The organism is Cellulomonas sp., from assembly GCF_017744555.1.
Classification (GTDB): Bacteria; Actinomycetota; Actinomycetes; order Actinomycetales; family Cellulomonadaceae; genus Cellulomonas.
This window is the reverse complement of the sequence record NZ_JAGIBD010000007.1, coordinates 66,390-85,393: the sequence shown is the minus strand read 5'-3', so window position 1 is coordinate 85,393 and position 19,004 is coordinate 66,390. Positions and strand designations below refer to the sequence as shown.

General features: G+C 72.9%; 14 protein-coding genes. 9 read left to right on the top strand and 5 right to left on the bottom strand.

What is annotated here, in order from left to right:
* Window positions 1–117 precede the first annotated feature (117 nt).
* Genes J7523_RS06605 through guaA form a run of 3 tightly spaced genes read right to left on the bottom strand, consistent with a single transcriptional unit; the run spans window position 118 to window position 3,343 of the window.
* Window positions 118–1,254: a glycosyltransferase family 4 protein gene (locus J7523_RS06605; protein ID WP_291883889.1), complete on the bottom strand. Its 1,137-nt coding sequence runs from the start codon at window positions 1,252–1,254 to the stop codon at window positions 118–120.
* Between the two features lie 47 nt (window positions 1,255–1,301).
* Complete coding sequence (locus J7523_RS06600) at window positions 1,302–1,709, bottom strand: DUF3817 domain-containing protein (protein ID WP_291883887.1); 408 nt, start codon at window positions 1,707–1,709, stop codon at window positions 1,302–1,304.
* Between the two features lie 32 nt (window positions 1,710–1,741).
* Complete coding sequence (guaA, locus tag J7523_RS06595; protein ID WP_291883885.1) at window positions 1,742–3,343, bottom strand: glutamine-hydrolyzing GMP synthase; 1,602 nt, start codon at window positions 3,341–3,343, stop codon at window positions 1,742–1,744.
* A gap of 122 nt (window positions 3,344–3,465) precedes the next feature.
* Here guaA and J7523_RS06590 point away from each other — a divergent pair, with 122 nt between their 5' ends.
* From J7523_RS06590 to arfB, 3 genes are read left to right on the top strand one after another with little or no spacing between them, the layout of a single operon-like run.
* Window positions 3,466–5,280: an ABC transporter ATP-binding protein gene (locus tag J7523_RS06590; RefSeq protein WP_291883883.1), complete on the top strand. Its 1,815-nt coding sequence runs from the start codon at window positions 3,466–3,468 to the stop codon at window positions 5,278–5,280.
* Window positions 5,277–7,010, top strand: a complete 1,734-nt coding sequence (locus tag J7523_RS06585) for an ABC transporter ATP-binding protein (RefSeq protein WP_291883881.1) — start codon at window positions 5,277–5,279, stop codon at window positions 7,008–7,010. The genes J7523_RS06590 and J7523_RS06585 overlap by 4 nt, the downstream gene beginning before the upstream one ends.
* A 1-nt stretch (window position 7,011) precedes the next feature.
* A complete protein-coding gene (gene arfB, locus J7523_RS06580) occupies window positions 7,012–7,440 on the top strand; it encodes an alternative ribosome rescue aminoacyl-tRNA hydrolase ArfB (protein ID WP_291883878.1) in 429 nt (142 codons plus the stop codon).
* 137 nt (window positions 7,441–7,577) lie between these two features.
* Here the strand turns inward: arfB and J7523_RS06575 are convergent, their stop codons facing one another.
* Window positions 7,578–8,414, bottom strand: a complete 837-nt coding sequence (locus J7523_RS06575; RefSeq protein WP_291883875.1) for an SURF1 family protein — start codon at window positions 8,412–8,414, stop codon at window positions 7,578–7,580.
* 290 nt (window positions 8,415–8,704) lie between these two features.
* Between J7523_RS06575 and J7523_RS06570 the strand changes: the two genes are divergently transcribed.
* The 3 genes from J7523_RS06570 to J7523_RS06560 all read left to right on the top strand — a co-directional run bounded on the left by J7523_RS06570 (window position 8,705) and on the right by J7523_RS06560 (window position 14,627).
* Complete coding sequence (locus tag J7523_RS06570; protein ID WP_291883872.1) at window positions 8,705–11,179, top strand: phosphoketolase family protein; 2,475 nt, start codon at window positions 8,705–8,707, stop codon at window positions 11,177–11,179.
* Between the two features lie 77 nt (window positions 11,180–11,256).
* Entirely contained in the window at window positions 11,257–13,362 is a 2,106-nt protein-coding gene (gene pta, locus J7523_RS06565) for a phosphate acetyltransferase (RefSeq protein WP_291883870.1), read from the top strand.
* Window positions 13,359–14,627, top strand: coding sequence for an acetate kinase (locus J7523_RS06560; RefSeq protein WP_291883868.1), 1,269 nt, complete (start codon window positions 13,359–13,361; stop codon window positions 14,625–14,627). Before pta ends, J7523_RS06560 begins: the two co-directional genes overlap by 4 nt.
* Before the next feature lie 12 nt (window positions 14,628–14,639).
* Here the strand turns inward: J7523_RS06560 and J7523_RS06555 are convergent, their stop codons facing one another.
* The gene (locus tag J7523_RS06555; protein ID WP_291883866.1) at window positions 14,640–15,560 is read right to left on the bottom strand and encodes an aldose 1-epimerase family protein; all 921 of its coding nucleotides are present in this window, start codon (window positions 15,558–15,560) and stop codon (window positions 14,640–14,642) included.
* A gap of 213 nt (window positions 15,561–15,773) precedes the next feature.
* On the opposite strand from J7523_RS06555, the gene J7523_RS06550 reads away from it, so the two are divergent.
* The 3 genes from J7523_RS06550 to J7523_RS06540 are packed head-to-tail and all read left to right on the top strand — an operon-like array spanning window position 15,774 to window position 19,004.
* Window positions 15,774–17,174, top strand: a complete 1,401-nt coding sequence (locus J7523_RS06550; RefSeq protein WP_291883862.1) for a cytochrome ubiquinol oxidase subunit I — start codon at window positions 15,774–15,776, stop codon at window positions 17,172–17,174.
* 10 nt (window positions 17,175–17,184) lie between these two features.
* Window positions 17,185–18,240, top strand: coding sequence for a cytochrome d ubiquinol oxidase subunit II (cydB, locus tag J7523_RS06545; protein WP_291883859.1), 1,056 nt, complete (start codon window positions 17,185–17,187; stop codon window positions 18,238–18,240).
* On the top strand, window positions 18,237–19,004 hold the full coding sequence (locus J7523_RS06540; RefSeq protein ID WP_291883857.1) for a glucose 1-dehydrogenase: 768 nt from the start codon (window positions 18,237–18,239) through the stop codon (window positions 19,002–19,004). The genes cydB and J7523_RS06540 overlap by 4 nt, the downstream gene beginning before the upstream one ends.

Genomic DNA, 19,004 nt, shown 5'->3' with positions numbered 1-19,004 from the left:
ACCTGATGAGCTCACGAGAGAAGCGCCCTGCCAGATCGACTGTAGCGACGCAGGTCGGGACACACACGACCAAAGGGACGAACGCGGCTGCGGCGAGTCGTGGGGGCGAGTCGCGGGTCAGGCGAGCGAGCGTGCGCGGGCGTACTCGGCCTCGGCGTGGCCGAGCACGTCGGCCCACCCGAACGCGGGTCGCACGGCACGGTTGTGGGCGAGGATCCCGTCGAGAAGGCGCCGGTCGCGCGCGAGGTGCACGACGGCCTCGGTCATCTCGGCGTCGTCGGCGACGAGGAGCCCGTCGACGCCGTCCTGCACGAACTCGGCGACGCCGGTGCCCTTGCGGGCGACGACCGCGAGGCCGGAGGTGCGTGCCTCGAGCGCCGCGATGCCGAACGCCTCGAGCTCGGCGACGGCGAGGAACACGTCGGCCTCGCGGTAGGCCTCGCGGACGGCGGCGCGCGTGAGGCGTCCGCGCAGGTCGACGACGTGCTGCAGGCGGTGGCGCGCGACCGTGGCCCGCACGCGGGTCGCGGCGGGGCCGGAGCCGATGAGCGACAGCCGGAGCGCCCCCGGGGGCAGGCGGTCGCGGGCGGCGGCAACGAGCTCGACGAGCGGCACGGCGCGCTTGCGGGGGGCGAGGCGCATGGTGGCGACGAGCCGCAGCGGACCGCGTTCGGCGTCGACGGCCGTGGGTGCCGTCGCGTCGTCGGACGGTGCCCAGGCGTCGAGGTCGAGGCCGTTCGGCAGGATCGAGACGGGGGCGTCGAACACCCGGCGCACGCGTTCGGCGGCGACGGCGCTCACCGCGCTGAGGGCCGCCCGGGGGTGGGACCAGTGCGTGCGGTGCACCGCGGTCCGCAGCGCGGGGATCACGCCGTCGAGCATGCAGTGCCACGTGATCGCGGTGGGCAGCCCGCGCTCGAGCGAGATCCGCGAGCCGTCGAACGCGAACGGCGACACGAGCCCCGCGTGCACGTGGACGACGTCGGGCGCCAGGGACGCGTAGGCGTCGCGCAGCAGCCGCGAACCGACGGGGTTGACCGGGAGGTCGAACGGGATGCGGGCGCCGAGCCGGTGCACGTGCACGCCGTGCTCGACGTCGACGACGCCCCCGCGCTCCCCCGCCGTCCCGAGCGTCGCCGTCAGGACGTGCACCTCGTGCCCCGCGGCCGACTGCCGTGCGGCCAGGTCCGCCACCTGGGACTCGATCCCTCCGGTCCTCGGGGCGTAGCAGTCGGAGACGTGGACGATCCGCACCGCGACAGGCTAACCGTGAGTCCGTCGCCCGGCGGCCCGGACGCGCGTCACCGGGCGGCCGCGTCCTCGATCGCCGCGAGGGTCTGCCGGTGGACCCGGCGTTCGAGCACGAACGACATCACCGGCACCACACCGGCGGCGGCGAGCGACGCGAGCCGGCCCAGACGCCAGCGCATCGTGGACCACAGGTCGACGACGGTGACGAGGTACACGACGTAGATCCACCCGTGCGCGAACGCGACCCACGCCCCGATGACGGGCTTGGCGTGGCCCTCGGCGTCGACGCCGTTCACCTGAAGCACGTACTTGAGCACGATCTCCAGGCAGAGCAGCAGCAGCATGGTGCCGGTGATCCAGGCCATGACCCGGTAGCGCGTGAGCGCCCCGCGGGCACGGCGGACCCACGGGTCGACGGTCACGTCGCCCGCCGGCCCGCTGGTGGGTGTCTCGGTCACTGGTGTCCTCTCGTCGCTGCGTCCGTGCTCCGTCACTCCCACTCGATGGTGCCCGGCGGCTTGCTCGTGACGTCGAGGACCACCCGGTTGACCTCGGGCACCTCGTTGGTGATGCGTGTCGAGATCGTCGCCAGCACGTCGTACGGCAGCCGGGTCCAGTCGGCCGTCATGGCGTCCTCGGACGACACGGGTCGCAGCACGACCGGGTGGCCGTACGTGCGGCCGTCGCCCTGCACGCCGACCGAGCGGACGTCCGCGAGCAGCACGACGGGGCACTGCCAGATGTCGCGGTCGAGGCCGGCCTTCGTCAGCTCCTCGCGCGCGATGACGTCGGCTGCGCGGAGCACGTCGAGCCGCTCCTGCGTGACCTCGCCGATGATCCGGATGCCGAGGCCGGGGCCCGGGAACGGCTGACGCCATACGATCGCCTCGGGCACGCCGAGCTCGAGGCCGACGGCCCGCACCTCGTCCTTGAACAGGGTGCGCAGCGGCTCGACGAGCTCGAACTGCAGGTCGTCGGGCAGGCCGCCGACGTTGTGGTGCGACTTGATGTTCGCCGCGCCCTCGCCGCCGCCCGACTCGACGACGTCGGGGTACAGCGTGCCCTGCACGAGGAACTTGACCTCGGCGCCGTGGTCGCCCGCGTCCGCCACGACCTCGCGCGCCGCGTCCTCGAACACGCGGATGAACTCGCGGCCGATGATCTTGCGCTTGGTCTCCGGGTCCGTGTGGCCCGCGAGCGCGTGCAGGAACCGCTCGCGCGCGTCGACGACCTTGAGCTGCACGCCCGTCGCGGCGACGAAGTCCTTCTCGACCTGCTCGGCCTCGCCCGACCGCAGCAGACCGTGGTCGACGAACACGCAGGTCAGCTGGTCGCCGACGGCCTTCTGCACGAGCGCCGCAGCGACCGACGAGTCGACGCCGCCGGACAGCCCGCAGATCACGCGCGCGTCGCCGACCTGGGCCCGGATGCGGGCCACCTGCTCGGCGACGACGTTGCCGGGGTTCCAGTCGGGCGCGAGGCCCGCGCCCTCGTAGAGGAAGTTCTCGAGCGCCTTCTGGCCGAGCGGCGAGTGCTTCACCTCGGGGTGCCACTGCACGCCGAACAGGCGGCGGCTGCGGTCCTCGAACGCGGCGACGGGGCTGCCCGCCGACGTCGCGAGCACGTCGAACCCGGCGGGTGCGGCGTGCACGGCGTCGCCGTGGCTCATCCAGACGGTCTGCTGCTCGGGGCTGCCCGCCAGCACGGTTCCGGCGTCGGTGATGTCGACGGACGTGCCGCCGTACTCGCGCTGGCCGGTCTGCGCGACCGTGCCGCCGAGCGCCTGCGCCATCGCCTGGAAGCCGTAGCAGATGCCGAGCACCGGCACGCCGGCCTCGAACAGCGCCGGGTCGACGAACGGCGCACCGGCGGCGTACACGGACGACGGCCCGCCCGACAGGATGATCGCGGCGGGGTCCTTGGCCAGCAGGTCGGCGACGGACGCCGTGTGCGGGACGATCTCGGAGTAGACGTTGGCCTCGCGCACGCGCCGGGCGATCAGCTGCGCGTACTGCGCACCGAAGTCGACGACGAGGACGGGGCGGTGGTTCGCGGGGGCGGCGTCGGCGGTGTGCTCAGGCGTCTGCGTCACCCCCACAGGGTAGTCGGGCGAGCGGTGCTCTCCGGCACGGCGTCCGCTCTTCGGCCGGTGTGCCAAGAGGCGCCCGAAAACGATTGCTGGCCTGTCGGTACCGCCCCGTAACGTTGACGCTCGTGCGCTCCCTCCCCCTCGACGACCCCGGCACGCCGCCGCTCACCGGCCCGGTCGCGCTCCTGTGGTGGCTGGCCCGCCGGCAGTGGGGCATCCTCCTCGTCGCCGTCGGGCTGGGCATCGTCATGTTCGCGTGCCAGGCGACCCTGCCCGCGCTGACCGGGCGGGCGATCGACGGCGGGCTCGCGCACGGCTTCGGCCCCGACCTGTGGCGCGCCGCCGGCGCCCTCGGCGTGCTCGGCGTGGTGAGCGCCACCGCGTCCGCGATCGGCCACCGCTACGACATCGCGAACTGGCTGCGCGCCGCGTTCACGTCCTCCCAGCTCGTCGGGCGGACCGTGTCGCGGTCCGGCCACGCGATCACCGCCGAGCTGCCCACGGGCGAGGTCGTCTCGGCCGTCGCGAACGACGCGTTGCGCATCGGCGAGGTCTACGCGGTTGCCGCCCGGTTCATCGGGAGCATCGTCGCGTACGGCGTCGCCGCCGTCGTCATGCTGCGGCTGTCCGTCACGCTCGGCCTCGTCGTGCTCCTCGGCCTGCCGACCGTCGCGGTCGCGCTCGGCCTGCTCGTCAAGCCGCTGCAGCGCCGGCAGGTCGCGCAGCGCGAGGCGTCGGGGCGCCTGACCACGCTCGGCTCCGACACCGTCTCCGGGCTGCGCATCCTGCGCGGCATCGGCGGCGAGGGCGTGTTCAACGCCCGGTACCGCGAGCAGTCCCAGGTCGTGCGCGGGCGAGGCGTCGCCGTCGCGACCACCCAGTCGTGGCTCGACGCGCTGCAGGTGCTGCTGCCCGGCCTGTTCGTCGCCGCCCTGATCTGGCTCGGCGCGCACATGGCGCTCGCGGGCGAGATCACGCCCGGCCAGCTCGTCGCGACGTACGGCTACGCCGCGTTCCTCGCGTGGCCCGTGCAGAACGCGACGATGATGCTGCAGGCCGCGACCCGCGCCCACGTCGGCGCCGGCAAGGTCATCAACGTCCTCAAGGTCGTGCCCTCGACGGGTGCGCGTCCGGCCACGGCCGAGGCGCCGGCCGGTGCGGTGCCGCTCGTCGACGAGACCAGCGGGGTCACGGTCGAGCCCGGGCGCGTGGTCGCGCTCGTCGGCGCCGACCCGGACGAGTCCGCGCGCATCGCGACCCGGCTCGGCCGGTTCGACGACGAGGGCGAGGCGGACACGCCGGTGCGGCTCGGCGACGTGCTGCTCGCGGAGATCGACAAGGACCACGTCCGCCGCCGGATCGTGGTCGCCGAGGCGACGCCGCACCTGTTCTCGGGCGTGCTCGCCGAGGAGCTCGACGTGCACGGCGACCAGGACGAGGACCGCCTGCTCGCCGCGGTCGCGCTCGCCGACGCGCACGACGTGCTCGACTCCGTGCCCGACGGGCTCGCGGGCGAGCTGCCCGAGAAGGGCCGGTCGCTGTCCGGCGGCCAGCGGCAGCGCGTCGCGCTCGCCCGGGCGCTGCTGCTCGACCCGGAGATCCTCGTGCTCGTCGAGCCGACCAGCGCGGTCGACGCCCACACCGAGGCGCGGATCGCGGCGCGGCTCGCGGACGCCCGACGCGGACGGTCGACGCTCGTCGTCACCGCGTCGCCGCTCGTGCTCGACCACGTCGACGAGGTGCAGTTCGTGCAGGACGGGCAGCTCGTGGCGCGCGGCACGCACGACGAGCTGCTCTCCGGCGCGGCCGGTGCGCTCACCGCCGACGCCTACCGGCGCGTCGTCGGCCGCCACCTCGACGAGGAGGCCGCCGAGGACGCCGCCGACCTCGACCTGCTCTCGGGGCAGGACACCGTCTCGCAGGGAGGAGGACGCTCGTGAAGCTCCCCATCGCCGACTCGGCCGCCGTGCGGGCGTACGCCGCCCACCTGCTGCGCACGCACCGCCGTCCGCTCACGAGGATCGCGACGCTGCACACGCTCGCCGCGGTCGCGGGTCTCGCCGGGCCGTGGCTGCTCGGACGGCTCGTCGACGCCGTGAACGACGGCACGACCGTCTCGGCCGTCGACCGGCTCATCGCGTTCGGCGTGGCCGCCGTGCTCGCGCAGACCGTGCTCATCCGGTTCGCACAGAAGTCGTCGATGGTGTTCGGCGAGATGGTGTTCGCCCAGCTCCGCGAGGAGTTCATCGAGACCGTCACGTCGCTGCCGCTGTCCACCGTCGAGCGCGCCGGCACGGGCGACCTGGTCGCGCGCACGACGAACGACGTCAACCGGCTGCAGCACGCCGTCCGTTTCGGTGTCCCCCGCGTCATCGTCGCAGTCGTCACGATCACGCTCACGGTGGTCGCGAGCGTGCTGATGTCCCCGCTCGTGGCGCTCGCGATGTTCGTCGGCGTGCCCGGGATGCTCGTCGTCGTCCGCTGGTACCTCAAGCGCGCGACGCCCGCGTACCAGCGGGAGTCGGCGTCGTACGCCGCTCTCAACGGCACCATCACGGAGTCGGTCGAGGGCGCCCGCACGGTCGACGCGCTGCGGCTCGGCCCGCGCCGGCTGCGCCGCGTGAACGCGGACCTGCACGAGGCGTTCCTCGCCGAGAAGGAGACGCTGCGGCTGCGCACGGTCCTGTTCCCCGGCATCGACCTCGCGTTCGTGCTCGCCCCCGTCGCGGTGCTGCTGTGGGGCGGGTACCTGGCGTCGAACGGCTACGTCTCGCTCGGCGCGGTCGTGACGATCGTCATGTACACGTACCAGGTGACCGGCCCCGTCTGGGAGCTGATCTTCTGGATCGACGAGATCCAGGTCGCGGCGACGTCGCTCGCGCGCATCGTCGGCGTGCAGCTCGTGGACCAGGACCGCGAGACACGCGGGGGCACCCCGGCCGACGAGGACATCAGCGCGCGCGGCCTGCGGTATGCGTATCGCGAGGGGCACGACGTGCTGCACTCCATCGACCTCGACCTGCGGCACGGCGAGCGGCTGGCGGTCGTCGGGCCGTCGGGTGCGGGCAAGTCGACGCTCGGCCGCATGCTCGCCGGCATCCACCCGCCGACCGGCGGGACGGTCACCGTCGGCGGCGTGCCGCTCGTCGACCTGCCGCTCGAGGACCTGCGCGGGCACGTCGCGCTCGTCACGCAGGAGCACCACGTGTTCGTCGGGACGCTCGCGGACAACCTGCGGCTCGCCGACGACACCGCGACCGACGCCGACCTGGAGCGCGCGCTGCGGGCCGTCGAGGCGTGGGACTGGGTCGCCGCGATGCCCGACGGCCTGGCCACCGAGGTCGGGTCCGGCGGCGCCGCGCTGACACCCGCGCAGGCCCAGCAGGTCGCGCTCGCGCGGCTCGTGCTGCTCGACCCGCACACGCTCGTGCTGGACGAGGCGACGTCGCTGCTCGACCCGCGCGCGGCCCGGCACCTGGAGAAGTCGCTGTCGGCCGTGCTGGCGGGCCGCACGGTCGTCGCGATCGCGCACCGGCTGCACACCGCGCACGACGCCGACCGGGTCGCGGTCGTCGACTCGGGCCGGATCTCGGAGATCGGCCCGCACGACGAGCTCGTGGCCGCCGGCGGCGACTACGCCGCCTTGTGGCACTCGTGGCAGCACGAGTGACATGACCGGCCCGATCACGCTGCGAGGGGGTGTCGTCCTTCCCGACGACGCCCTCTCGTGGCGTTTCTCCCGGTCGAGCGGGCCGGGCGGCCAGTCGGTGAACACCGCGGACTCGCGCGCCGAGCTCTCCGTCGACCTCACCGCCGTGCTGTGGGCGGTCCCGGAGCAGGAGGAGCGGGTCCGGGGGCGGCTCGCGGGCCGGCTGCGGGGTGACGTGCTCACGGTCGCCGCGTCCGAGCACCGCTCACAGCTGCGCAACCGGGAGGCCGCGCTCGCGCGGGTCGTCGCCGTGCTCGACGACGCGCTCACTCCCCCACGACCGCCCCGCCGGGCGACCCGACCGAGCCGCGCGTCGCGCGAGCGGCGGGCCGCCGGCGAGAAGCAGCGGCGGGCGGTCAAGGAGCTGCGCCGCAGGCCACCGCTCGGCTGACGCGACGCGCACGTCGACCCGAGGGCTCGCGCGCCGGTGCGCGAGCGCGGCCGCCTACCGTCCGAAGTCGGCCGACGACGCGGGAGGCCACGTGGCGAGCCAGCGACGGACGATCACGCGGTCAGCCGCCGCGGCCGTCACGCCGACGCGGGAGCCTGCGGCGGCGTCGGCGGCCCGGCCGCCGTGGGCTCGGCACCGGGGTGCCCCGGACGGACCCCCGCGGCCTCGTCGCGCACCAGCCGCAGCCAGAGCAGCACCGCGAACCCGCCGAACAGCCACCACTGCGCCGCGTACGCGAGGTTCTGCAGGTTGAGCCCGGCGCCGGGCTTGCGCGGCGGGTCGAGCAGCACGACGGCGCCGGACTGCGCGGGGTCGGACGACGCGACGACGAGGTACCCGGTGTAGATGGGGCCGCCCCACACGTTGAGCAGCTCGGCGGACGAGACCGCGTCGGCCCGGCCGGCGGACGATGCCCCGTCGCCGAGGTGGACGCCGTCGCCGGCCTGCTCGGACGCCTGCAGGTACCCGACGAGCGCCACGTCGCCGGCAGGCGGCACGTCGGCGTCGGACGGCGTCGCGACCCAGCCGCGGACCACGGGCAGCACCGCTCCCCCGGGCTCGCGCAGCGGCGTCACGACGAGGTACCCGGTGACCCCGTCGTGCGCGCGGTCGCCGACGAGCACTTGCCCGGCGGCGTCGTACGTGCCGGTCACCGCCACCTTGCGGCTGACCATGTCGCCGCGGAACGACGTCTGCGGCGTGAGCACGTCGGCGAGCGGCACGGGCGGTGCGGCGACGAGCTCGGCGACGTGCCGGTCCTCCGCCTTCGCGCCCCGCACCTGCGCCCGGTCGAGCTGCCACGCCCCGAGCCGGGCGCACACCGCCGCGGCCGCCAGGAACACGACCAGCAGCACGATCATCCGAGGGCGCACGGCGGCGCGCAGCAGCGTCGTCTGCGGGCGCGGCTCGGTCACGCCGCCACGGTAACCCGGCGGACCGTCGACCTCGGTCGCCCGCGGCGCCGGCAACCGCGTGCGAACGGTCACTGACCTGCACGTGGACCGGCGGTGACGGGCGGCGTGGCATCGACCACAGCAGTGCGTCCGCGCCGCGAGTGCGGTTGTATGACTGGTGGGCGTCGACGTGACTGGCAGGGGGTTACCGGGACGTACGTCCCGAGTCGCGGCCCCGTCCCACGCAAGGCTGGCATCGGCACCGGCGGCCCTGTCGCCGGAGGACCTTCGGACGATCACGGGGAGCAAGCATGAGCACGACGACGTCGGCGTCCACCGCCTGGCGCACCGGAAGTGGGGAGGTCGAGACCGAGACGCTCGAGCGCATCGACAAGTGGTGGCGCGCCGCGAACTACCTGTCGGTCGGTCAGATCTACCTGCTGGACAACCCTCTGCTGCGCGAGCCGCTGACCCGTGACCACGTCAAGCCGCGCCTGCTCGGCCACTGGGGCACGACGCCGGGCCTCAACTTCCTGTACGCGCACCTGAACCGGGCGATCGCCGAGCGGCAGCAGTCGACGATCTACATCATCGGCCCGGGCCACGGCGGCCCCGGCCTCGTCGCGAGCGCGTACCTCGACGGCACGTACTCCGAGGTCTACTCCGACATGACGGAGGACGAGGAGGGTCTGCGGCGGCTGTTCCGGCAGTTCTCGTTCCCGGGCGGCATCCCGTCGCACGTGGCCCCCGAGACGCCCGGCTCGATCCACGAGGGCGGCGAGCTCGGCTACGCGCTGTCCCACGCGTACGGCGCGGCGTTCGACAACCCGGACCTGCTCGTCGCGGCGATCGTCGGCGACGGCGAGGCGGAGACCGGCCCGCTGGCCACGAGCTGGCACTCGAACAAGTTCGTCAACCCGGAGCACGACGGCGTCGTGCTGCCGATCCTGCACCTCAACGGGTACAAGATCGCGAACCCCACGGTCCTCGCACGCATCAGCGACGAGGAGCTCGACTCCCTCATGGTCGGCTACGGGCACAAGCCGCACGTGTTCGTCGCCGGGTTCGACGACGAGTCGCACGTCGAGATCCACCGCCGGTTCGCGACGCTGCTCGACGAGGTCCTCGACGAGATCGCGGAGATCAAGCGCCGCGCGCGCGAGGGCGACGAGCAGCGCCCGATGTGGCCCATGATCGTGTTCCGCACGCCGAAGGGCTGGACGGGCCCGGCGACCATCGACGGCAAGAAGACGACCGGCTCGTGGCGCGCCCACCAGGTGCCGCTCGCGAACGCGCGGGACACCCCGGAGCACCTCGACGTACTGCGCCAGTGGCTCGAGTCGTACAAGGTCGAGGAACTGTTCGACGAGAACGGCCGCGTGCACGACGACGTCCGGGCGATCAACCCGGTCGGTCCGCTGCGGATGAGCGACAACCCGCACGCGAACGGCGGCCTGCTCCTCAAGGACCTGCGGCTGCCGGACTTCCGCGACTACGCGGTCGACGTGCCCGCGCCCGGCGGCTCGATCAGCGAGGCGCCACGCGTCCTCGGCCAGTGGCTCACGGACGTCATCCGGCAGAACCCGGAGAACTTCCGGATCTTCGGGCCCGACGAGACGGCGTCGAACCGTCTGCAGGCCGTGTTCGACGTCACGGACAAGCAGTGGAACGCCGAGTTCTACGGCGCGGACGTCGACGAGCACCTGGCCCGCGCGGGCCGTGTGATGGAGATGCTGTCCGAGCACCAGTGCCAGGGCTGGCTCGAGGGCTACCTGCTCACCGGCCGCCACGGGCTGCTGACGAGCTACGAGGCGTTCATCCACATCATCGACTCGATGTTCAACCAGCACGCCAAGTGGCTCAAGGTCACGAACGACATCCCGTGGCGCCGGCCGGTCGCGAGCCTGAACTACCTGCTGTCGAGCCACGTGTGGCGCCAGGACCACAACGGGTTCAGCCACCAGGACCCCGGGTTCATCGACCACGTGGTGAACAAGAAGGCCGAGGTCGTCCGGGTGTACCTGCCGCCGGACGCGAACACCCTCCTGTCGACGTACGACCACTGCCTGCGCAGCCGTCAGTACGTCAACGTGGTCGTCGCCGGCAAGCAGCCCGCGCCGAACTTCCTCACGATGGACGAGGCCATCGCGCACTGCACGCGCGGCCTGGGCATCTGGGACTGGGCGGGCACGGAGGTGCCCGGCGAGAAGCCCGACGTCGTCCTCGCCGCCGCCGGCGACGTGCCGACGCTCGAGGTGCTCGCCGCCGCCGACATCCTGCGGCGCGAGCTCCCGGAGCTCAAGGTGCGCGTCATCAACGTCGTCGACCTCATGCGGCTGCAGGACGAGCGGGAGCACCCGCACGGCCTGTCCGACCGGCAGTTCGACGGCCTGTTCACGCCCGACAAGCCCGTGGTGTTCGCCTACCACGGCTACCCGTGGCTCATCCACCGCCTCACCTACCGCCGCACGGGCCACAGCAACATCCACGTGCGCGGGTACAAGGAGGAGGGCACCACCACCACGCCCTTCGACATGGTGATGCTCAACGACCTCGACCGGTTCCACCTCGTGATCGACGTCATCGACCAGGTCCCGCACCTGGGCACCGCGCAGGCGGGGCTCCGGCAGAAGATGGTCGACGCGCGCCTGCGGGCCCGCGAGTACACGCGCGAGCACGGCGACGACCTGCCGGAGGTCCGCGACTGGGTGTGGCCCGACGCGGGCGACGCCGCCGACACCGGCGAGGTCGCCGCCACGCTCTCGACGGGCGGCGACAACGAGTAAGACCGCACGACGCCCGGGCGGCCGGCGACCCCGGCCGCCCGGGCACTGATCCACCACCGCACCAGGAGACGACCACCGTGGCCCGCAGCATCTATCTCGCGTCCCCCGAAGGGGACTCCGGCAAGTCGATCGTGGCCCTCGGCCTCGTCGACCTGCTCACCAGGACCGTCCAGCGCGTCGGGGTGTTCCGCCCGGTCGCCCGGTCCACGGAGACGCGGGACTACGTCCTCGAGCTGCTGCTCGCGCACGACGGCGTCGACCTCACGTACGACGAGTGCGTCGGCGTGACGTACGAGGACGTGCTGGCCGACCCGGAGGCGGCCCTCGGGGTCATCGTGCAGCGGTTCCACGACGTGGAGCGGCGCTGCGACGCGGTCGTCGTGGTGGGCACCGACTACACCGACGTCGCCGGGCCGACCGAGCTGGCCTACAACGGCCGGATCGCGGCGAACCTGGGTGCGCCGGTGGTGCTCGTGGTCAACGGGACGGGCAAGAAGCCGGCGGCGGTGCACCAGACCGCCGAGGTCGTCATCGCGGAGATGCACGCCAACCACGCGCAGGTCGTCGCGGTCGTCGCGAACCGGTGCTCGACGGGCCGCGTGGACGACGTGGTGCGGGCGCTCGCCGAGGGCACCGGGCTGCCGTCGTTCGCCCTGCCCGAGCACCCGCTGCTCACCGCGCCGACCGTGCGGCAGGTCGCCGACGCGGTCGGCGGCAAGCTGATCCACGGCGACGAGGACCTGATGTCGCGCGAGGTGCTCGACATGCTCGTCGGCGCGATGTCCGTGGAGCACCTGCTCGACCGGATCGCCGACGGCGCCATCCTCATCTCGCCGGGCGACCGGTCCGACATCCTGCTGGGTCTGCTCATGGCGCACCAGGCGGAGGGCTTCCCGTCGCTCGCGGGCATCGTGCTCAACGGCGGGTTCCGCCCACCGGAGGTCATCACGCGCCTCATCGACGGCCTCGGCACGCGGCTGCCGATCATCCAGACGGACCTCGGCACGTTCCGGTCGGCGAGTGCCGCAGCGGCGGTCCGGGGTCGGCTGTCCGCCGACTCGCCGATCAAGGTCGACACCGCGCTGGCGCTGTTCGAGGCCCACGTGGACGGCGCCGCGCTGCTGGCCGCCCTCGACGTCGCCCACCCCGAGGTCGTCACGCCGCTCATGTTCGAGTACGCGCTGCTGGACCGGGCCCGGTCCGACAAGCGGCACATTGTGCTCCCGGAGGGCGACGACGACCGGATCCTGCGCGCCGCGTCCACGCTGCTGCGTCGCGGCGTCGCACGGCTGACCATCCTCGGCGACGAGACCGCGATCCGGGCCCGCGCGACCGAGCTGGGCCTCGACCTCACGGACGCCGACGTCGTCGACCCGCACTCGGGCCCGCTGCTGGAGCGGTTCGCGACCGAGTACACCGAGATGCGCAAGCACAAGGGCATGACGGTCGAGCGGGCCAAGGAGATCGTCCCGTCGGTCTCGTACTTCGGCACGATGATGGTGCAGCTCGGGCTCGCGGACGGCATGGTGTCCGGCGCGGCCCACACCACGGCGCACACCATCAAGCCGGCGTTCGAGATCATCAAGACCGAGCCGGGCGTCGGGAGCGTGTCGAGCGCGTTCCTCATGTGCCTGGAGGACCGGGTGCTGGTGTACGCCGACTGCGCGGTCATCCCCGACCCGACGGCCGAGCAGCTCGCGGACATCGCGATCTCGTCGGCGGCCACCGCCGTGCAGTTCGGCATCGAGCCGCGCATCGCGATGCTCTCCTACTCCACGGGCGCGTCGGGGTCGGGCGCCGACGTCGACAAGGTCCGTGCCGCGACCGAGCTCGTCCGTGCGCGGCGGCCCGACCTGTCGGTGGAGGGACCCATCCAGTACGACGCCGCGGTCGACGCGTCGGTCGCGCAGACGAAGCTGCCCGAGTCGACCGTGGCGGGCCGTGCGACGGTGTTCGTCTTCCCCGACCTCAACACGGGCAACAACACGTACAAGGCCGTGCAGCGCTCGGCCGGTGCCGTGGCGATCGGTCCGGTGCTGCAGGGCCTGCGCAAGCCCGTCAACGACCTGTCGCGCGGCGCGCTCGTGCAGGACATCGTCAACACGGTCGCCATCACGGCGATCCAGGCCCAGGCGCTCGCCGCCGGCACCACGAACGAGCCCGCGGAGGCGACGACCCGATGAACCAGCAGCACACCCACGGCACGGTCCTCGTCCTCAACTCCGGCTCGTCGTCGATCAAGTACCAGCTCGTCGACCCCGTCGGGGGCTCGGCGATCGCGTCCGGCATCGTCGAGCGGATCGGTGAGGACGCGGGGGTCGTCAAGCACACCCTCGGCGACACCACGGCCGAGCGCACCGACCCGGTGCCCGACCACGCCGCCGGCCTGCGCACCGTGCTCGGGCTGTTCGACGAGGTGGGGCCGCAGCTGTCCGAGGCGCACGTGATCGCCGTCGGCCACCGCGTCGTGCACGGCGGGTCCACGTTCACCGGACCGGCGGTCGTCGACGACGACGTGATCGGCAAGATCGACGCGCTGTCCCCGCTCGCACCGCTGCACAACCCGCCGGCCGTCACGGGCATCACGGTCGCCCGCGAGCTGCTGCCCGACGTGCCGCACGTCGTCGTCTTCGACACCGCGTTCTTCCACACGTTGCCCGACGCGGCGGCCACGTACGCGATCGACGTCGACGTGGCCCGCGAGCACGGCGTGCGCCGGTACGGGTTCCACGGCACGTCCCACCAGTACGTGTCCGGGGAGGTCGCCCGGGTGCTGGGCCGCCCGCTCGAGGACCTCAACCAGATCGTGCTCCACCTCGGCAACGGGGCGTCCGCGTCGGCCGTGCGCGGCGGCGTGGCCGTCGAGACGTCGATGGGCCTGACGCCGCTCGAGGGGCTCGTGATGGGCACCCGCTCGGGCGACATCGACGCGGCCGTGCTCATCCACCTGCAGCGCAACGCCGGGATGTCCGTCGACGACGTCGACGACCTGCTCAACCGCCGCTCCGGGCTCAAGGGCCTCGCCGGGGAGAACGACTTCCGGGCGCTGCACCAGCTCATCGAGTCCGGTGACCCGGCGGCGCAGCGCGCGCTCGACGTGTACATCCACCGCCTGCGCAAGTACATCGGCGCATACCACGCGGTGCTGGGCCGGGTGGACGTCATCACGTTCACCGCGGGTGTCGGGGAGAACGACGACATCGTGCGCGCGCTGGCCCTGGCAGGGCTCGAACCGCTCGGGATCGCGGTCGACGCGGAGCGCAACGCCGGCCGCAAGAAGGCGCCGACGCGCATCTCGCCCGACTGGACCAGCACGCTCGTCATGGTCGTGCCGACCAACGAGGAGCTCGCGATCGCGCGGCAGGCCGTCGCGACGATCGAGGCGGCGGGCCTGGAGGGCACCAGCGACGAGTCGGACCCGGCACCGGCGGCCGCCGGGCACGCGTGAGCGCCTGGCGCGTCAGCCCGTCGTGAGCCCCCACGTGCCGTGCCATGCCGTCCCCGGCGTGAGCACGACGAGGTCCGCGCCCGACCGCAGCGCGTGCGGCGGGCAGGTCATCGGCTCGATCGCGACGGACCGCCGCCGGCGCTCGGGCGGGAGCACCTGGTCCGCCGTGTAGACCATGAGGTACGGGAACGTCTCGTCGACCCACAGGTGCACCTGCCGGCCGCCAGCCGGGTCGACCAGCCGCACGACCGCCCGCCCGTCCCCGTCCCGGACGAGGTCGCCGAGCACGACGTCCATCACCTCGGGCCCGATCGCCCGCGGCGTCCGCAGGTCGAGGTGGGACCCGTCGACGGCCGTCGCCGTGGGCCGCTCGTCACGGTCCGCCGGCACCGGGAAGTGGCTGCGCGCCGGCACCTGGAGCTCGAGGTCGTCGATCCGCGGTCCCAGGGCGAGGTACGGGTGGAACCCCAGCCCGAACGGTGCGGGCTCGTCGCCCGAGCTGCGCGCCGACGAGGCCACCGTGAGGCCGTCGTCGGACAGCCGGTAGTGCACCTGCAGGTCGAGCTCCCACGCGTAGCCCGGCTGGGGTCGCAGGGTGCAGGACAGCACGACGTCGTGCTCCGTGGCGGAGACCTCGACCCAGTCGAGCCAGCGGACCATGCCGTGGATCGCGTTGCCCTGCTGCGGCTCGTCGAGCGCGACCTGGCACGTGCGGCCGCCGAACGTGTAGCGGCCGCCGGCCAGCCGGTTCGGGAACGGTGCCAGCACCTGCCCGCGCCCGTCCTGCGCGCGTTCGGCGACGCCGTAGCCGTCGAGCACCGCCAGGCCACCCAGCGCGCACTCGCGCAGGCCGGCGCCGACCTGCGTGACCACCGCCTCGTGGCCGCCCGAGCGGATGCGGTACTGCCGGCCCGAGGGCGGGGTGTCGTTCACGCGTCGTCCTCCTCGACGGCAGCGGGGTGCACGACGAGTCCAGCACCCGCGACCGTCGGAGGCCTCATCCCGTGCGGGTGAGGGGACGGGCGGCGGCCCGTTTCATCCTCCCGGGGTGATGAGGTCGCCTCGGCGCCGGTCGGACGCTGGAGGCGAACGGGTCGCCGGGGGCGGGACACGCCCCCGGGGCCTCCAGGACCTCGAGGAGCAGGGGTGTCCGACCTCGACCTGGCGCGGCTCCAGTTCGCGTCGACGAGCATCTACCACTTCCTGTTCGTGCCCATCACCATCGGCCTGGGGTTCCTCGTCGCGGTGCTGCACACCATGTGGTTCCGCTCCGGCGACCCCGAGCACCGCCGGCTGACCAAGTTCTTCGGCACCCTGCTGCTCGTCAACGTCGCCGTCGGCGTCGTCACCGGGCTCGTGCAGGAGTTCCAGTTCGGCATGAACTGGTCGTCGTACTCCCGGTTCGTCGGCGACGTGTTCGGTGCGCCCCTCGCGATGGAGGGACTCGCGGCGTTCTTCCTCGAGTCCACGTTCATCGGGCTGTGGGTGTTCGGCTGGCGGGTGCTGCCGCCGCGCGTGCACCTGCTGTCTGCGTGGCTCGTCGCGCTCGGGGCCGCCGGGTCCGCGGCGTTCATCATGGCCGCGAACTCGTGGATGCAGCACCCGGTCGGGTACACGCTCGACTCGTCGGGGCGGCCACGGCTCTCCGACATCGGCGCCGTCATGACGAATCCCGTGTTCGTCTGGGGCTACCTGCACGTGATCCTCGCGGCGCTCGTGACGGGGACGTTCGTCATGCTCGGGGTGTCCGCCTGGTACCTGCGCCGCGGCGAGCACGTCCCGCTCTTCACCCGCTCCGCGAAGCTCTCGCTCGTCGTGCTGCTGCCGGCGATCCTGCTCAACCTCGGCGTCGGCAGCCACCTCGGCGTGATCGAGGCGACGTACCAGCCGATGAAGATCTCCGCCGCCGAGGCGCAGTGGACCGACTGCGGGCCGTGCTCGTTCTCCGCGTTCCAGGTGGGCGGCGGCGAGAACGACCAGGACCCGACCAAGATCATCGCGATCCCGCACCTGCTGTCCGTGCTCGCGACGGGCACGTGGAACGGCGACGTCGCCGGCATGAACGAGCTGAACGCGCAGTACCAGGAGGAGTTCGGGCCCGGCAACTACGTGCCGAACGTCTTCGTCCAGTACTGGTCGATGCGGGTCATGGCCTACCTCGGCTCGCTGGCCGCCCTGCTCGCGCTGTGGGGCGCGTGGCTGTGGTGGCGCGGGCGGCTGCCGACCGCGCGCGTGTTCCTGTGGGTCGCGACGTGGGCGGTCGCCGCGCCGCTCGTCATGAACACCGCCGGCTGGATGCTCACCGAGAACGGCCGCCAGCCCTGGATCGTGCAGGGCCTCATGAAGACGACCGACGGCGTCTCCCCGTCGGTCAGCACCACCGAGCTCGTCCTCAGCATCGCGGTGTTCTACGGGGTGTTCGCGCTGCTCGGCGCCGTGAACGTGTTCCTCATGCTGCGGTTCGCGCGCCGGGGCCTCGAGCTCGAGCCCGACGACGCCGACGAGCCGGCCGACGGGCAGCCGGGCGTCCCGGTGCTCACGTTCTGAGGGGATGTCGATGACGCTGCCGACGGTGTGGTTCGTGGTGGTCGCGTTCCTGTGGACCGGCTTCTTCGTGCTCGAGGGGTTCGACTTCGGGGTGGGGATGCTGCACAAGGTCGTCGGCCGCACGGACCTCGAGCAGCGGGTCGCGATCAACACCGTCGGACCGTTCTGGGACGGCAACGAGGTCTGGCTCGTCGTCGGTGCGGCGGGTGTGTTCGCAGCGTTCCCCGGCTGGTACGCGACGTGGTTCTCGGCGCTCTACCTGGTCGTCGTGCTGCTGCTCGTCGCGCTCATGGCCCGGGGCGTCTCGTTCGAGTTCCGCGGCCGCGTGGACGCGGCACGATGGCGGCACACCTGGTCGTGGTGCCTGGCCGTCGGCAGCGCCGTGATCCCCCTGCTGCTCGGCACCGCGCTGGGCAACCTCCTCGCGGGCCTGCCGGTCGGCCAGGACGAGGAGTTCACGGGCACCGTCGCCGACACCGTCACGGGCTACGGGCTCCTCGTCGGGGTGACGCTGCTGGCGCTGTGCGTGCTGCACGGGGCGACCTTCCTCGTGCTGCGCACCGACGGCGAGGTCCGGCTCCGGGCGCACCGCGTCGCGACCGTCACCTTGTGGCCGGCGGCGCTCCTGCTCGTCGCGTTCGCCGTCTGGACGCCCAGCCTGTCCGACGCGCCGGCCGTGCGCAGCGTCGTCCCCTCGGCGCTCGCGGTCGTCGCCGTGCTCGTCGCCGCGCTGCTCCTGCGCGCCCACCGGGACGGCTGGGCGTTCGGCGCGACCGCCGCCGCCGTCGGCCTCACGGTCGGGTCCGTGTTCGCGGCCCTCTACCCCAGCGTGCTCGTCTCCAGCACCGACCCCGCGTACACGCTCACCGTCACCGGGACCGCGTCCGGCGAGTACGCGTTGCAGGTCATGACGGTCGTCGCCGCGTTCCTCGTCCCCGTCGTCCTGCTCTACCAGGGCTGGTCGTACGTCGTCTTCCGCCGTCGGGTCACGGGCCCGCCGGTCCCCGCACGCCCGGACCCGGTGCCGGGTCCGTCCACCCCGCTCGACGAAGGAGCCCTGACATGACCCTGCACGGGAAGGTGGCCGTCGTGACCGGCGGCAACAGCGGGATCGGAAAGGCGGTCGTGCTCGCCCTCGCCGAGGCCGGCGCGAACGTCGTCATCGACTACGTGGCGAACCCCGAGGCGACCGAGCTGCTCGAGAAGCAGGTCGCCGCGCTCGGCGACAAGGCGATCGGCGTCCAGGCGGACGTGAGCAAGGTCGCCGACCTCGAACGCCTCGTGGCGACGACCGTCGAGACGTTCGGGCGGCTCGACGTCATGGTGAACAACGCCGGCATCGAGACCCGCACGTCGATCCTCGACACCACCGAGGAGCAGTACGAGAAGGTCATGGAGATCAACCTCAAGAGCGCGTTCTTCGGCACCCAGATCGCCGCCAAGCAGATGATCAAGCAGGGCACGGGCGGCCGCATCATCAACATGACCTCGGTGCACGAGGACTGGCCGATGCCGGGCAACACGCCGTACTGCCTGTCCAAGGGCGGCATGCGGATGCTGACCCGGACCGCGGGCGTCGAGCTCGGGCCGCAGGGCGTCCAGGTGGTCGGCGTCGGTCCCGGTGCCGTGGCGACGCCGATCAACACCTCGACCATGGCCGACCCCGAGAAGATGAAGACGCTCGACGCCGCGATCCCCCTCGGCCGGATGGCGGAACCGAGCGAGATCGCCTCGCTCGTGGCGTTCCTCGCCGACGAGGGCGCCTCGTACCTCACCGCCACGACGGTGTTCGCGGACGGCGGCATCATGCACAGCAGCCCGGGACTGTGA